At 65.4% G+C, this 13958-nt stretch carries 19 protein-coding genes; 15 read left to right on the top strand and 4 right to left on the bottom strand.

The window, feature by feature from the left end; genetic code table 11:
• The first annotated feature begins 100 nt into the window (after positions 1-100).
• The 5 genes from secY (at position 101) to OH799_RS28655 (ending at position 3397) form a co-directional block, all read left to right on the top strand.
• Positions 101-1423, top strand: coding sequence for a preprotein translocase subunit SecY (gene secY, locus OH799_RS28635; protein WP_406270307.1), 1323 nt, complete (start codon positions 101-103; stop codon positions 1421-1423).
• Complete coding sequence (locus OH799_RS28640) at positions 1420-1965, top strand: adenylate kinase (RefSeq protein ID WP_406270310.1); 546 nt, start codon at positions 1420-1422, stop codon at positions 1963-1965. The genes secY and OH799_RS28640 overlap by 4 nt, the downstream gene beginning before the upstream one ends.
• Before the next feature lie 30 nt (positions 1966-1995).
• The gene (gene map, locus OH799_RS28645) at positions 1996-2793 is read left to right on the top strand and encodes a type I methionyl aminopeptidase (RefSeq protein WP_406270313.1); all 798 of its coding nucleotides are present in this window, start codon (positions 1996-1998) and stop codon (positions 2791-2793) included.
• Positions 2794-2870: 77 nt separating this feature from the next.
• Positions 2871-3122, top strand: coding sequence for a type II toxin-antitoxin system prevent-host-death family antitoxin (locus OH799_RS28650; protein WP_327112605.1), 252 nt, complete (start codon positions 2871-2873; stop codon positions 3120-3122).
• Positions 3119-3397 carry a Txe/YoeB family addiction module toxin gene (locus tag OH799_RS28655; protein WP_406270316.1) on the top strand — a complete coding sequence of 93 codons (279 nt, stop codon included), beginning with the start codon at positions 3119-3121 and terminating at the stop codon, positions 3395-3397. Before OH799_RS28650 ends, OH799_RS28655 begins: the two co-directional genes overlap by 4 nt.
• Before the next feature lie 134 nt (positions 3398-3531).
• Here OH799_RS28655 and OH799_RS28660 read toward each other — a convergent pair whose 3' ends face one another.
• Positions 3532-4812 (bottom strand): RNA-guided endonuclease InsQ/TnpB family protein, encoded by a 1281-nt coding sequence (locus OH799_RS28660; RefSeq protein WP_406270319.1) that lies wholly within the window; start codon positions 4810-4812, stop codon positions 3532-3534.
• 221 nt (positions 4813-5033) lie between these two features.
• Here OH799_RS28660 and OH799_RS28665 point away from each other — a divergent pair, with 221 nt between their 5' ends.
• From OH799_RS28665 to OH799_RS28680, 4 genes are read left to right on the top strand one after another with little or no spacing between them, the layout of a single operon-like run.
• Positions 5034-5285, top strand: a complete 252-nt coding sequence (locus OH799_RS28665; protein ID WP_406270322.1) for a hypothetical protein — start codon at positions 5034-5036, stop codon at positions 5283-5285.
• A complete protein-coding gene (locus tag OH799_RS28670) occupies positions 5267-5476 on the top strand; it encodes a hypothetical protein (RefSeq protein ID WP_406270325.1) in 210 nt (69 codons plus the stop codon). Before OH799_RS28665 ends, OH799_RS28670 begins: the two co-directional genes overlap by 19 nt.
• A complete protein-coding gene (locus tag OH799_RS28675) occupies positions 5466-5672 on the top strand; it encodes a hypothetical protein (protein ID WP_406270328.1) in 207 nt (68 codons plus the stop codon). Before OH799_RS28670 ends, OH799_RS28675 begins: the two co-directional genes overlap by 11 nt.
• Positions 5659-5973: a helix-turn-helix domain-containing protein gene (locus tag OH799_RS28680; RefSeq protein WP_406270331.1), complete on the top strand. Its 315-nt coding sequence runs from the start codon at positions 5659-5661 to the stop codon at positions 5971-5973. Before OH799_RS28675 ends, OH799_RS28680 begins: the two co-directional genes overlap by 14 nt.
• On the opposite strand, the gene OH799_RS28685 is transcribed toward OH799_RS28680, so the two are convergent.
• The 3 genes from OH799_RS28685 to OH799_RS28695 form a co-directional block, all read right to left on the bottom strand.
• A complete protein-coding gene (locus OH799_RS28685; protein ID WP_406270334.1) occupies positions 5970-6392 on the bottom strand; it encodes a DUF4254 domain-containing protein in 423 nt (140 codons plus the stop codon). The two genes, OH799_RS28680 and OH799_RS28685, sit on opposite strands and share 4 nt — an antisense overlap.
• Positions 6393-6394: 2 nt before the next feature.
• A complete protein-coding gene (locus OH799_RS28690; protein ID WP_406270337.1) occupies positions 6395-6844 on the bottom strand; it encodes a DNA-directed RNA polymerase subunit beta in 450 nt (149 codons plus the stop codon).
• A gap of 243 nt (positions 6845-7087) precedes the next feature.
• Positions 7088-8611: a hypothetical protein gene (locus tag OH799_RS28695; RefSeq protein WP_406270340.1), complete on the bottom strand. Its 1524-nt coding sequence runs from the start codon at positions 8609-8611 to the stop codon at positions 7088-7090.
• Between the two features lie 454 nt (positions 8612-9065).
• Between OH799_RS28695 and OH799_RS28700 the strand changes: the two genes are divergently transcribed.
• The 6 genes from OH799_RS28700 (at position 9066) to OH799_RS28725 (ending at position 13931) form a co-directional block, all read left to right on the top strand.
• Positions 9066-9674 carry a helix-turn-helix domain-containing protein gene (locus tag OH799_RS28700; protein ID WP_406270343.1) on the top strand — a complete coding sequence of 203 codons (609 nt, stop codon included), beginning with the start codon at positions 9066-9068 and terminating at the stop codon, positions 9672-9674.
• Positions 9671-10186, top strand: coding sequence for a hypothetical protein (locus OH799_RS28705; RefSeq protein ID WP_406270346.1), 516 nt, complete (start codon positions 9671-9673; stop codon positions 10184-10186). Before OH799_RS28700 ends, OH799_RS28705 begins: the two co-directional genes overlap by 4 nt.
• A 205-nt stretch (positions 10187-10391) precedes the next feature.
• Positions 10392-10835, top strand: a complete 444-nt coding sequence (gene dtd, locus OH799_RS28710; RefSeq protein ID WP_406270349.1) for a D-aminoacyl-tRNA deacylase — start codon at positions 10392-10394, stop codon at positions 10833-10835.
• A gap of 384 nt (positions 10836-11219) precedes the next feature.
• Entirely contained in the window at positions 11220-12755 is a 1536-nt protein-coding gene (locus OH799_RS28715) for a hypothetical protein (protein WP_406270352.1), read from the top strand.
• Between the two features lie 193 nt (positions 12756-12948).
• On the top strand, positions 12949-13410 hold the full coding sequence (locus OH799_RS28720; RefSeq protein WP_406270355.1) for a hypothetical protein: 462 nt from the start codon (positions 12949-12951) through the stop codon (positions 13408-13410).
• An 11-nt stretch (positions 13411-13421) separates the two neighbouring features.
• The gene (locus tag OH799_RS28725) at positions 13422-13931 is read left to right on the top strand and encodes a YbaB/EbfC family nucleoid-associated protein (RefSeq protein WP_406270357.1); all 510 of its coding nucleotides are present in this window, start codon (positions 13422-13424) and stop codon (positions 13929-13931) included.
• Positions 13932-13958 lie beyond the last annotated feature (27 nt).

The raw sequence follows: 13958 nt of genomic DNA on the forward strand, positions 1-13958 counted from the left end.
GCCTCGTCGTGGTTTTTCGGCGTCCCTCCCGAGCGGAATCAGGGAACTGGACATCGCTGAAATATCCATGTCATGACCATGTCGTTCGCCAGGAGGATCAGTGCTTTCCGCCTTCGTATCGGCCTTCCGGACTCCGGACTTACGGCGGAAGATTCTCTTCACGCTGGGGTTGATCGCGTTGTACCGCGCCGGTGCTTCGCTGCCGTCCCCCGGCGTCGACTACAAGGCGGTCCAGGAGTGCATCGACCTGGTCTCCGGCGGTGAGTCCGCCGGTATCTATCAGCTGATCAACCTGTTCTCCGGTGGTGCGTTGCTGCAGCTGTCGGTTTTCGCGATCGGCATCATGCCCTACATCACCGCGAGCATCATCATCCAGCTGCTCACCGTCGTCATCCCGCGGTTCGAGGAATTGCGCAAGGAAGGCCAATCCGGCCAGACCAAGATGACGCAGTACACCCGATATCTATCGGTGGCATTGGCGATTCTGCAGGCGACCGGTCTTGTCGCGCTCGCGGCCCGCGGCCAGCTACTGCAGGGCTGCCAGAAGGACATCCTCGCCAATACCAGCGTCTTCGGCATGATCGTCATCGTTCTCGTGATGACGGCGGGCGCGTCGCTGGTCATGTGGTTCGGCGAGCAGATCACCGAGCGCGGTATCGGCAACGGTATGTCGCTGCTGATCTTCGCCGGTATCGCCGCGCGCATCCCGACCGAGGGCAAGTCGATCCTGGACAGCCGTGGTGGTCTGGTGTTCGGCCTGGTGTGTGTCGCTGCCATGGCGATCATCACCGCCGTGATCTTCGTCGAGCAGGGCCAGCGCCGGATTCCGGTCCAATACGCCAAGCGCGTGGTGGGGCGGAAGATGTATGGCGGCTCCTCGACCTATCTGCCACTGAAGGTGAACCAGGCGGGCGTCATCCCGGTCATCTTCGCGTCGTCGCTGCTGTACCTGCCCAACCTGGTGGCGCAGCTGACGTCGTCGCAGAACAACCCGGACCCGAGCTGGTGGCAGAACATCATCCAGAAATACCTGGTGAATCCGGGGAACCCGGTCTACATTGCGATCTACTTCGGTCTGATCGTGTTCTTCACCTACTTCTACGTCGCGATCACCTTCAATCCGGAGGAACGCGCCGACGAGATGAAGAAGTTCGGCGGCTTCATCCCGGGGTACCGACCCGGTAGGCCGACCGCCGACTATCTCAACTTCGTCCTGAGCCGCATCACCCTCCCCGGCTCCATCTACCTCGGTCTGGTCGCCGTGCTGCCGAACCTGTTCCTCGACATCGGTTCCTCCGGTGGCCCCCAGAACCTTCCGTTCGGCGGTACCGCGGTGCTGATCATGGTGAGCGTCGGTTTGGACACTGTGAAGCAGATCGAGAGCCAGCTGATGAATCGAAATTACGAAGGGTTCCTCAAGTGAGAGTTGTACTGCTCGGTCCGCCGGGTGCCGGCAAGGGCACCCAGGCCGTCCTGCTGTCGGAGAAGCTGGGCGTCCCGCACATCTCGACCGGGGACCTGTTCCGCGCGAATATCAGCCAGCAGACCCCGCTGGGCCGCGAAGCGCAGAAGTACATGGACGCGGGCGATCTCGTGCCGAGCGATGTGACCAACCGCATGGTCGAGGCGCGGGTCAATGAGCCCGACGCCGTCAACGGTTTCGTGCTGGACGGCTACCCGCGCACGGTCGATCAGGCCGACGCGCTGGAGAAGATCCTCAAGGACATGGACACCACGCTCGACGCGGTGCTGTGTTTCGTCGTGCCGGAAGACACGGTGGTGGGGCGGATGCTCGCCCGTGGCCGTGCCGACGACAACGAGAGCGTGATCCGCAACCGGCTCCGGGTATACCGCGACGAGACCGAGCCGCTGCTGGAGCACTACGACGGACTGGTCGTCACGGTGGACGGCGTCGGCGACGTCGACGAGGTCAACGCGCGGGCGCTGCGCGCCCTGGGCCACTGATGCCGCTCGGGCTGAAGCGCTGAGGCCGGGATGGTCTTCCACCGCAAGAAGAAGGTAGTGCCGTTTCGCACGGCAGGTGAACTGGACGCCATGGCGGCGGCGGGCGCGATCGTCGGCCGTGCCTTGGTCGCCGTGCGCGCGGCCGCCAAGCCCGGGGCATCCACCCTCGAGCTGGACGAGGTCGCCGAACAGGTGATCCGAGATGCGGGCGCGGTGCCGTCGTTCAAGGGCTACCACGGATTCCCCGCGTCGATCTGCGCGTCGGTGAACGACCGTGTGGTGCACGGGATTCCGGGTGCCGAGGAGATCCTCGCCGAGGGTGATCTGGTCTCCATCGACTGCGGCGCGATTCTCGACGGCTGGCACGGTGATTCGGCCTGGACCTTCGGCGTCGGCACGATCATCGAGGCCGACCGGCTGCTCAGCGAGGCGACCAAGCTGTCGATGGAGGCCGGTATCGAGGCAATGCTGCCCGATAACCGGCTCACCGACGTCTCGCACGCCATCGAGCTGGGCACCCGCGCCGCCGAGAAGGAGCACGGACGTGGCTACGGCATCGTCGACGGCTACGGCGGTCACGCCATCGGTCGGGAGATGCACCTCGACCCGTTCCTCGCCAACGAAGGCGAGCCGGGCAAGGGCCCAAGACTCGTAGTGGGATCGGTTCTCGCGATCGAGCCGATGCTCACCCTCGGCACCACCCAGACCAAGGTGCTCGACGACGACTGGACCGTGGTCACGCTCGACGGCAGTCGTGCGGCACATTGGGAGCACACCGTCGCCGTCACCGAGGACGGCCCCAGGATCCTCACGCTTCGCCCGGAGTAGGCACTACCGACTGACTGACATCGATCGCCGCACAACCTGCAGTGGTACCATTTTCCGTACCACTGCAGGGAGGTGACATGGCCGAGGCAATTACCGTCAGCGAGGCACGGAAGCATCTGTTTCCATTGGTAAAGCGGGTAAATGAGGATCACGACACGGTCGAGATCGTGTCGAAGTCGGGGCAGGGGAATGCTGTCCTCATGTCCAAAGAGGACTACGACTCCCTTATCACCACGCTGGAGTTGCTGAGCGACAACGGGCCGAGGCTGCTGAAGTCGATCGCGCAGGCCCGCGCGGGCCGCGTTCACGAGCATGAGCTGCTCGAGTGAGAGTCGTCTTCACGGAGCTTGCGTGGGAGGAGTACACGTCCTTTCTTCAGCGTGACCGCACTGTTCTGAAGCGCGCGAACGCGGTGATCGCCGACATTGTGCGCGATCCATTCAACGGCATCGGAAAACCCGAGCCGTTGAAGCACCAGCTGGCCGGGTTCTGGTCGAGGCGGCTCACTCAGGAACATCGAATCGTCTACCAGGTCACCGGCGAGGATATCGTCATAGTCCGGGTCGGCGGCCACTACGAAAAGCCCCAGGCGAGGGAGCCATAAAACAGCGGTCAACCGGCAAACGTGCAGGTTGACCGCCTTGTAATTCTTCTACCGTTGCGTGAGTCTCAACGCTTGTCAGCGCTGAGGCTGTTCCTGCGTCATCGACTGCTGCCCGGCCCGGAAGGGCCGTGGTCTTACGCGGTCTCGGCGAAGCGTTTCACCTCTCCAGGGAACTTCCCGGCGAGGACCACATGTTCGGGTTCGGTGTCGGCGAGCATCGCGGCCAGCACATTGCGGGCCGCGTTGTGGTCACGGTCATGCACCACACCGCAGCCGCGGCACTCCCAGGTCCGGTCATTCAGGGTCAAGCCATGTTCGACTCGCCGGCAGGCCCCGCAGGTCTTCGACGAGGCGAACCAGCGGTCGGCTTTCCACACTCTGGACCCATACCAGCCGGCCTTGTACTCCAGCAGACGCACGAACTCGGCGAACCCGGCATCGGAAATCGCGCGGGCCAGTCTCCGGTTGGCGGCCATACCTTTGACATTCAATGTCTCCACCGCGATGGCCGTCTTGGTTCTCGCCAACCTCGTGGTGGTCTTGTGTAGAAAATCCTTCCGCTGGTCGGCGACCCGCAGATGCTGCCGCGCCACCCGCACCCGGGTCTTGTCCCAATTGTTCGACTTCGGTTGGCAGCGCGCGAGTTTCCGGTTCGCGCGGCGTAACGCCCGCTGCGCTCGGGCCAGGGGTTTGGGCGCGTGGATCTCCTCGTAGGTTCCGTCGTCGTCGGCAATCACCGCGAAGGTCTTCAACCCCAAGTCGATCCCGGATTTCGGGGCGTCGGCGGGCACGCGGCGGCGGGTGTTGAGTTCGTCGCGGTCGACCTCGAGCTGGAACGAGATCCACCACCGCCCGGCCTGTTCGCGCACCGTGGACCCGAGAATCCGGGCACGCCCGTCGGTCACTCTGTGGGTGAGCCAGGACATGTCCTCCCGTGTGGCCACCTGTCCGACCCCGGGCAACCATACGCTGCGGGGGCCGAGGGGTTTGGCGCGGTCGGCGTCGTAGCGAAACCGGCTGCCGTCCTTGCGTTTGCGCCAGGTCGGGAACCCGACTCGCGGGCCGTTGCGTTGACCGGTCTTGGATTTCAGGTAGTTGGCGAACCCGGCCGCCCGTACCCGGCATGCCTCCTTGGGCACCCGCGACGACAACGCGTTCTCGGTGAACCATGGGAACCGGGTCGGATGCGTCGCGCGCCATTCCTTCTCTAACGCGGGCGCGGTCCATGGCACCTTGGTCAACTGCTCACCGGTGAAACCGTAGGACTCCTCGGCCTTACGCTGCGCCCACTTCTTGGCCACCGTCTCCAGGCAGAAGTTCTCCACCACCCGTGACAACCCGGCATGCCGACCCATTATCACGGCGTGCTCCGGATCGGGAGCGAGCTCGAAACGCACCCCCTGTTTGTGACTCACCCATGCCCCCCTGTCATCCCCCAGGTCCGCACCGAATCGAACATACAGACGATAACCGAGAAACACAGACGAACACAGAAGAACGAGCGAACAGCTTCGAACCCCCTTGCGCGGGTCACGCTGAATCCAGCACGCGGCGCCGGGGTGAGCCCCCGAACTCCCCCGGCGTCGGGTGCCCACCAACGGAACACCCACACGACGCGCCCAGGGGTATAGACCGAATGCCCATCGCTCTACTGATCGCTTTCACGGTGGCCGCTCTCCTCTACGGCACTATCTGCATCTTCGATCGGCCCGTGAGAAGCGCCGAGACGTGCCATCCCGCACCGGATACTCCGTACACGCCGGAGGATGCACACCTGGTGTGGCAGACCCGAATCGGTTGCGACACCGAAACGTGCGCCGACAAGGCTGCCGCACTCGACGTCCTCATCGAAGCCAAGATCGTCAAGCCGTGGCGGTCCGTCCGGTGACCACCCTCGCCGACGCCGAGCAGTGGCGTCACTTTCACCGAAACTGCCACAGCGATCCCATATTCCGTTCGCTGGACCAGGCGCAGTTCGTCATCAACATTCACGCCGGTTACGGCCACATGTGCGGGCAGTACGTCGGCGCGATGGCGTACATCATGGGCTCCGGAGATGGAGCCGACCATGACTCGTGACAACGAGCCCATCGGCATCCGGCAAAGCCACATCGACGGCACCCTGTCGATCATCGGCGCCGACGGATGGCCCTACACCCCAGAGGAAACCGTCGAGCTGTTCAGGGATGCCAAATACGGCAACTCCCTGGAGCGGCTCGAACGGGTGCGTGACGGCCTGCGCGCACTGCCAAGGAAATCAGATGGCACTCAGTGAGAACCAAGCCGAGGTGCTCGGCGCCCTCGCCCAGGGCGAGCCGATGACGACGCGGGAGCTGAGCAGGCGGACGGGCCTCGCGGCGACGACTGCGCGGACCGCCGCGACATCCCTCACCCACGACGGGTGGATCTCCAGCACCGACAGGGTCCCTACCTACTGGCAGATCACCGCCTATGGCCTCCGCCTGGTCGCGACACGCCGCTACCGGGAGTACCGCGCCGGCCAACGCCTGAGCGCGGCACCCCACGTCGAATTCGCCTCGGCGGTCTCCGGCCTGCCACGCGGCGGCCGACCTTAGGATGCGCCGGGTAGTCGCCGGATGCCCGCGCAGACTTCGGCCGCCAGATCGTCGTAGCCGACGGCGAGCTCGCCGAGGCGCTGCCAGGCCTCCCAGAGGTCCCAGTGGGAGGCGCTGGCGAGCGCCGCGTAGGCGTGTGCGGTGAACTTGGCCAGGCGGTCGATCACGGCGCCGAGGGTCTCGGTGTGTACGTGTGCGCCGCCGTGTGCGGGCGGTAGTTGCACGGTGATCCAGCGATCGATATCGCGGATCAGGCTCGCGCGCAACGCGTCGATCTCGTCGGTGTCCGCATCGCCCCTGGCGAGCCTGCGCTCATGCAGTGTCGTCAGTTTGTGCGCGCAGCGCAGCAGCGGGTTACCCTCCGACAGTTCGCCTCTGCACGCTTGCAGTACTTGATGTTTTGCGGGCAGGGACGCCATCGTTATCGTTTCCCTGCTCTCATGCACGAGCGGACGGTTTCGACGATGGACGAGCCGAAAGGGCGGAAACCGTTCTGCGGAGGCACGATCCATCGCCGGTACTCGACGTGGGCATCGACGGGGGAGGGCAGTGCGATCTCGCCGCCGCTGGGCACGATCGACACGTTGAGACGGAACAGTTCGGCGAACAGCCGGACGTCGTCGGATAGATCGGGGCGGATCAGGAAGGTCCATCGTCCGGACCGCACGTGGGAAATGATCGGGCCCCATTCGATTCGGCGGTGGGCGAGTTCGTCGCGGACCTGCTGCCCGAGCGCGGCGGGCATCGTGATCGCACCGACGAAGCCGGCCCGGACGACGATTCGGCCGATCTCGGGGTGGACTCCGGCGGGCAGATCGCAGGTGTGTCGGTAGTAGGCGCATCGTGCGGTCGGTGTATCCGCTAACGCCATTTGGTCCATGGGGCCTCGGCTAGCTTCGTCTGTCTTCTCAGGCCGTCCGGTCGGTGCTGCGGCGTCGGTGCTGTGATCCGGCGCACCGTCCGGGCGCTGTCTCAGTAGAGCACTCGATGGAACGGGATAAACATTCCGTTCAATTTGTTCTCGAAAAATTTCTGCGCTCAGGCGGCCGGAAAGAGTGGTGACTGGTGTAGATCGGCGCGAATTCCCGTCTGCCGCGACATCCAGCGGCCCGGCTCAGGGCGCCGTTCGGAAGAACAGCGCCCGGTCGCCGTGCTCGGCCAGTGGCGTGGTGACGCTGATCTGCCGCAGGCCGCTGTCGGGCAGGTAGGTGAGGTTCGAGAACATCTTCGTGTTGCCGAAGGCGGCACGGAGCTTGGTCTCGGTCGCCCGGTCGGCGTTGTAGTCGGAGAGGGTCTTGAAGTCCAGTGGCGCGAGCGGCTTGTCGAGCGGGGCCTGCCCGGCCGGACGGCCGAGCGCGGCATACTGGGTGGCCGCGCCGTGCTCGTACCAGCACAGCTCGTAGGCCACGTTCTCGGTGACCGTGATCGCCGCCACCGGCCAGTCCTGGGAAAGACGCAGTGCCAGTGGATGTTTCGCCACCGGCGTGAGCTCCCAGTTCAGGCTCATCACCGTCACCCAGCCGCCGTAAGGCTGATCGATCAGCACGATGTCGTCGCCGAGGGCGCTCGCGGTATTCATCTGAGGATCGGCGATCTTCCAGTTGTCCCCGTGCGCACCGAGGTAACTGTCACGGTCGACAGGGTAGGCGTCGTCGATTGCGTACGCCGCGATGATCGCGGCGCGCACTTGGGCGACGGTGTCGCGTTCCGGGCAGTACACGCTCAGCGCCCCGAAGGTGGCGCCGATCTGTACCGGCATCGAAGGCGGGTCCGGCTCCGCACCCGGCGTGAGCGGTCGCAGGCCGACCAGGGCCAACTTCCAGTTGATCTCCTCGACGGTCGACAGGTCGCCGGAGGACTTGAACATGACCTGCTGCTGGGTCAGCCGCCCGGCCTGTTCGAGCGTGCGGCAGCCCAGCTCGAGTAGAGCGCGATGCGATTTGGGCGTGAGATCCAGATCTTGAATCCCGCACGCGCGCAATCGGATCGACATGCTCGTGGAGGTCAGGACCGAATACCGTTCGCGATACATGGCGATGGCTTGTTTGCGCGAGCGACCGACCATCAGCGTCCGCAGCAGGGTGCTCAGGCTGGCGAGGTACTTGCCGGAGAGGTCCGGATTCGCTGCGGCGAGTGCGGCGCGGATGCGGGCCGCCTCCTCGGTCGCCGCCACCGCGGCGCCCTGGTCGAGCCTGCCCAGCCAGACGCCACACTTGGACAGCCCGTCGGCGCAGGGACCGGCGACTTCCGGATGTGCCCTGGCCACGTGCCGGTACACGTCGCATGCGCGGCGAATCGTCGTCGTCGCGAGTTCTCTGCGACCGCTGTGCCGCGCTGCCTGCTCGAAGGATCGGAGCGCATCATTCAGCTCGCCCGCGAGGCGTGCCGTCAGAACCTGGCCCCTGGAGAGCAGGCGCAGGCGGATCGCCACCGCTTCCTCGGCGGGCGCAAGCGCCTCCCTGGTCCGATCCCGGACCGACCCATTGGTCTTGGTGGCGATCAGGCCCTTGGCGAGTTCGCCGAGGGAGGTGGCGAGCCGCAGATCGGCTTCGACCGAACGGTCGAGGGCCGCATACCGATCGTCGCCGATCCGGCGCTCCAGCGCGTCCAGATCCATCGCGATCCTCGTTTCCAGCATGATCCTCCGCCAACGCGCGGCGGCCCGCGCAACGCTTCTTTTCTGAGCGAGTCTGTCACGGTTGCCGCCCGCGCGCACCTGCATCCGTCGCGGCCTGGTAGGCCCGTTCAGGAGTGAGCGCAGCGAACGAGCAACAGGCACACCGCGATAGCGGTCACACCTTCGCGGCCCGGTCGGCTCGCGCCGACTCGGCAGCCTGCTGCGGAGTGCGCGACTGCCGGTCGCCGCGGCCCATGTCTGCCGCCAGCCACACCGGCAGGTCCTCGCCAGGGTGCTCGTCGCAGCATGGTGCAGCAATGTGTCAACGTCGACCCCCGTGGTAGCCGCGGTGATGGCATGTTGCAGTACGAGTGCAACCGGAAGAACAGCGATGGCACCATCGGCGGTGTTGCCGCGGCGGCCGACAGCAGATTCGGTCGAGCCGGTGTCATAGCGTATACGCTATAATTTGAGTGTGACCACGCCACCGGATCTATTGACCCATCTCCGTGACGCACGCCTGCGGCGAGGCCTGTCCCAAGCCGACGTGGCCGCACGCATCGGGACGACCCAGTCCGCCATCGCCCGGCTGGAATCCGGGGCTGCCGATCCTCGGCTGAGCACGATGACTCGCTACGCCGACGCAGTCGGAGCCGAACTCGATGCGCGGACCACCCGATCCATACCGTCACTGGACCGCACCGCAGGCGAGGTGCGCGTTTCCCTTGCCGGTGCGGGCGCCGGCGAGGCGCTGCGGCAGATCGTCCAGTTCCTTGACGACATCGCCCCCCTCGACAATCCGACGATTCGCCAGGCGATCGGGAGCGAACCCGACACAGTCGGCGACCATCGCTGGGACGCGTTGCTGGGCGGCATCGCCGAATATGTCAGCCACCGCGCCGAACTCCCCGTCCCCGGCTGGGCTGCGTCCCCCGGCCGTTTCCTGCGACGATTCTGGTTCGTCATCGAAGACATCCTCGGTCGGCCCACACCGGGCCTGGATATCGCCGCATTCGTCTCGGCGCCACCGGAACTGGCCAACCGAGGCGTGTTCCTCGACCGTTCGTCCTTGGTGAGTGTATGAGCCTGCTCGACCGCGACACCATCATCGCGTTACTGACCGATCTCGGTTCCGCGCTGGCAGCCAAGGGGGAGCATGCCGACCTGTTCGTCGTCGGCGGCGGCGCCATGGCACTCGCCTACAGCACCCGTCGAGCGACCCGCGACCTCGACGCTGTCTTCGAACCGAAGAACACTGTCTACGCCGCCGCCAAAGACATCGCCCGCGCTCATGGCCTCGCCGACGACTGGCTCAACGACGCCGTCAAAGGCTTTCTCCCCGGACCGGACCCGAACGCCACCACCCTGTTCGAACAACCGGGCATCAGCGTCCGTATCGCCTCTCCTCCCTACCTATTCGCGATGAAAGCCGCTGCCGCCCGCATCGAGCGCGATGCCGAAGATCTGCAATTCCTCTACCGGCTCTGCGGCTTCCGCACCATCGACGAAGCACTCGACTCCGTTGCGCAGCACTACCCACCCCACCTGCTCACCCCGAAGACCGAACTCCTGCTCCGAGAACTACTCGAACACTGACGCCGCATCGGTGGTGCACCGCGCGTCGAGGCAGCACGGCGACGCGGTCGGTATCATCCAGCCGGCGCCGGGCCGAACGGCTCCGCTCGCGGGCCAGGTTGACGCTGTGCGGTTCGGCGATGTCGTTCTTGGATTCGCTGCTGTCCGCCGGCGCAGGTCACCCATGCGGCCGCTCAGGCTCTGGGGCAAGGCATGATCGGGAGTCGTGCGAGCCCTCTTGCAGCGCGTGACTTCGGCGCAGGTGACCGTCGACGACCAAGTGGTCGGTCGCATCGACCCGGCGGGCCAAGGCGTCCCGCACGGTCTGCTCGTTCTGGTCGGCGTGACGCACTCCGACACCGCGGCGACCGCGAAAGCGTTGGCCGACAAGGTGTGGTGGCTGCGGATTCTGGAGGGCGAGCGCTCGGCCGCGGATCTACGCGCGCCGATCCTGGTGGTCAGTCAGTTCACCTTGTACGCGGACACCGCCAAGGGCAGGCGCCCCTCGTGGTCGGCGGCCGCTCCCGGCGCCACCGCGGAACCCCTCGTCGATGTCTTCGCGCAGGCACTGCGTGAACTGGGCGCCACGGTCGCCACCGGTCGGTTCGGCGCGCATATGCGGATCGAGCTGGTGAACGACGGTCCAGTCACCCTGCAGCTGGAGATTTGAGCGAATCGGCGGTGCTTCGGGCCAGTGGCTGTCGAAATTGTTCGTGCTTGCGCCGCCTATGTTGTTCGGGCCATCGTCATCTCGGCGGCGGCCGGAGACTCCGGTATCCCGGTGTCCGGAATATCGCAATGATCTGGCCGGGCGCCGTCGGACCCCGGCTTCTTCGCGTCGCGCCGAGGTCGAACCGGTCGGGGTCCGCGCATTCCCTCTGTTGGGAAATATCCTGGCCAGGCTATGTAAACTGGGCCACTGGTTCGGTGGATGAGGAGGGCGTCGTGCTCGGGGCCAGTGGCTGGCGAAGAGGTCGGAAGACGGCGCGAAAATCCTCTCTCGTACTGTTTTGGTTCCAGTAAATGCATCACACGCGCGGTCAGGATCTGAGTAGTGAGCGATCAAGACAAGGAAAACCCAGGCCCGGAGGACAAAGCCGAGGCGCCGGATGTGGGCTTCAGCCTCGCCCCGGATGATTCGGCGGAGCCCGCTGAGCCGGAGGCCGTCGAGGACGCTGCCGACGAAGAAGTAGCCTCCGAGCCGCAGGACGAGGCGCAGGTGCTGGCGCGCCGCGCCGCCGACGGGCTCGCCGAGGTGGGACCGCCCGGGTGGCAGCAGTTGGACGCGGTGTTCGCGCTGACCGTCGCGTCCGAGGTGGCGCAGGTCGTCTACGCCGATGGCGAACGGTCGGTGCGGGTGGAGCCGCCGGCAGCGGTGCTGGAGCTGGTGCGGCAGCAGCGTGCGCTGGTGGCCGAGCAGGACGGTGAACCGTGGTGGCGGCTGTTGCTGCGGCTGAGTGCGGACGGCGAGTTCGAGGTCGATTACGACTTCGGTGACGAGCCGTTCCCGGACGGTCAGCTGTTCGAGCCGGAAGCCTACCGGGCGGACCTGGACGAGTATCCGCGCGACGACCTGCCGGTATGGCTGGCAGCCTATGTCGGCCACAACAACCGGCAGTCGCGAACCCCGCAGGACGCCGCCGAGGACGCGCGCGCCGATCGGGCTGCCCGGGTGTGGCCGGTGTTGGCGGAGAACGAATTTCCGGACTTCCCGGAGATGTGGGCGCGATGGGCGGTGATCTCCGCGTCGTTCGTCGCGGCCGGATCCGATTGGGGCCCACGGGTGATGCCGTCGATGGGCTGGTTCGAAAGCTCTCGCCGCGGCGGGTCCACGCTGTACTCGCTGCCTGACGGGCGGGCAGTGCTGTCCGGTGGCGTATGGGAGTCGCCGAACCTGAACGCCACCTACAACGATGGCGCCGATATGCCGAACTTCTATGCCGGAGCGCCGGATTGGGTTGCCAACCCGGTGCTCAACCCGCGTGCTGCCACCGGGTTGATGTCGTTCTGCTACTGGTGGGACGCCGGCCGCTGGTATCGCGGCGAATCACCGGCCGCGGAGCACTGCGCCACCGCGGTACCCGGTGTGTGGACCGCCGACACGGTCGCGGGGATTGTCGCGGGCCTGGTTGCGCAGCAGCCCACCGCCGCGCAGCGTGCCGCCGCCGCGGCGCTGATCTCAGCCGCGGAAGTCGGTGTGGTCACCAGGGACACGGTGACCAACGTCTTCGGCGACGACGGCCGCTACGACATCGACGGCGCCATGTACCAGCTGTCGCTGGCCGGTGTGGTCATGTCGCTGCCGGAGCGAATGCCGGAGGAAGAGGCCATCTTCCGGGTTCGCAAGTACATCGAGGGGCGTCAGCTGGACACCACCGGCTATCCGCTGGAGCAGTTGGTCGCCGACCGGTTCAGCTGCGGCTGGATGGTGTACGTGCCGGTTCCTCGTGGCGAGATTGCGATCGGCCGGGCCATCTTCTACATCGCCGACGACGGCGTCCTGGAGCACTCGTCCTCGTCCGTCGCCCCGACCACCTTCGTCGAAGGCTTCGAACAGCGCTACCAGGAACGGCAAGGTTCCCGCGCCTGACCTGGTCCCGAGCTGTCTGGATGTGGCATTCGGCGAGTGAACATATGCCGCATTCAGACAGTGCTCGGCGGGGAAGAATGCGCCGTTGAACCATGGTGAGGGTTTGATCGTTCCCTCATGTGGGAACCCCCATGGGTTGGTTCATGTAAAAATAGTGCAAAATAGCTAAGCCTGACAGATCGAGGTGGGTGCCATGGCCGATACGTTCGCCTTCAAAAGCGGGCACGCGGGGAAGATCCAGGACCAGATGGTGGATCTCGCCGATGAGGTCGAGGCGGTCAAGGTGGAGATGGAGTCGGTGTTCAAGGAGTACTGGGGATGCTGGGGCACCGGCGAGACCGGTCGCACCATCGCTCACGGCGAGAAGAATGACGGTCTGATCGCTGGCTATGAAAGCCAGGTTGAGGTCTTCAAGTCCTATGAGGATTTCGCGAACGGTCCCGAGGGGTTTGGGCCGGCTTTCGGGGAAGCCAAGAAGAAGCTCATCGCGATGGAAGAGCACAATAGGCAAATACTCGAGTACAACAAGGATATACGCGCATTCAACGAGCAAGTGCGTGATCAGTCGCAGAGCAGAGAAGCGCTCGACCGCGCCAGGCAAGCGCTCGAGCGCAGGGGAGAAGTACTCGAGCGCGCGGGCAAGCTACGGAAGTGAGCGAGCCAGGCGTGGACAATGAGGAGATGTCGGCGGCTCGGTTGACGGATCTGGTCGATTCTGTGCAGGCCGGAATGAAGTCGATCGAGAATATGCAGCGGCAGTGGATGCTGCTCACCGCGACGGGATCGGCGGCGAACAAGCGTGTCACGGTGTCGATCAACGCCGAAGGCACGGTCATCGAAACCCATTTTGCCGACGATATCGGCGACTTGAGCTATGCGGAGATCGCGAAAGCCGTCACCGAAGCCGCGCAGAATGCCACCACAGAAATGCAGCGCAAAACCGCGGGATTGACGGCTTCGCTGCAGGAGCAGAGCTCTCAGGTTCCGAAGCTTTCCGAGCTTGCGCCTGGTGCTCTCGATATCCTTGATTTGGTGCCTGCGGCGCCGCGGGTTTCTCTCGCGCCGCTCGGCTCGCCGGAACGGCTCGCGGCTGAGTCCGAGGCTATGGAATTCACTGATACGGAGCAGCCCGTCCGGGATGCGTCGCAGTCCGGGGTGACTGACTCGTCTTGGTGATGATGGTGCGCCGGTTGGGGGTGTGTG

This window comes from Nocardia sp. NBC_00881 (assembly GCF_045207455.1).
In the GTDB taxonomy this organism is placed as follows: domain Bacteria; phylum Actinomycetota; class Actinomycetes; order Mycobacteriales; family Mycobacteriaceae; genus Nocardia.

Bases quoted from the DNA above. Each gene is read 5' to 3' on its own strand.
- map (WP_406270313.1), top strand. From the start codon at position 1,996: ATGGTCTTCCACCGCAAGAAGAAGGTAGTGCCGTTTCGCACGGCAGGT.
- OH799_RS28650 (WP_327112605.1), top strand. From the start codon at position 2,871: ATGGCCGAGGCAATTACCGTCAGCGAGGCACGGAAGCATCTGTTTCCA.
- OH799_RS28665 (WP_406270322.1), top strand. From the start codon at position 5,034: ATGCCCATCGCTCTACTGATCGCTTTCACGGTGGCCGCTCTCCTCTAC.
- OH799_RS28675 (WP_406270328.1), top strand. From the start codon at position 5,466: ATGACTCGTGACAACGAGCCCATCGGCATCCGGCAAAGCCACATCGAC.
- OH799_RS28680 (WP_406270331.1), top strand. From the start codon at position 5,659: ATGGCACTCAGTGAGAACCAAGCCGAGGTGCTCGGCGCCCTCGCCCAG.
- OH799_RS28685 (WP_406270334.1), bottom strand. From the start codon at position 6,392: ATGGCGTCCCTGCCCGCAAAACATCAAGTACTGCAAGCGTGCAGAGGC.
- OH799_RS28690 (WP_406270337.1), bottom strand. From the start codon at position 6,844: ATGGCGTTAGCGGATACACCGACCGCACGATGCGCCTACTACCGACAC.
- OH799_RS28695 (WP_406270340.1), bottom strand. From the start codon at position 8,611: ATGCTGGAAACGAGGATCGCGATGGATCTGGACGCGCTGGAGCGCCGG.
- OH799_RS28705 (WP_406270346.1), top strand. From the start codon at position 9,671: ATGAGCCTGCTCGACCGCGACACCATCATCGCGTTACTGACCGATCTC.
- OH799_RS28720 (WP_406270355.1), top strand. From the start codon at position 12,949: ATGGCCGATACGTTCGCCTTCAAAAGCGGGCACGCGGGGAAGATCCAG.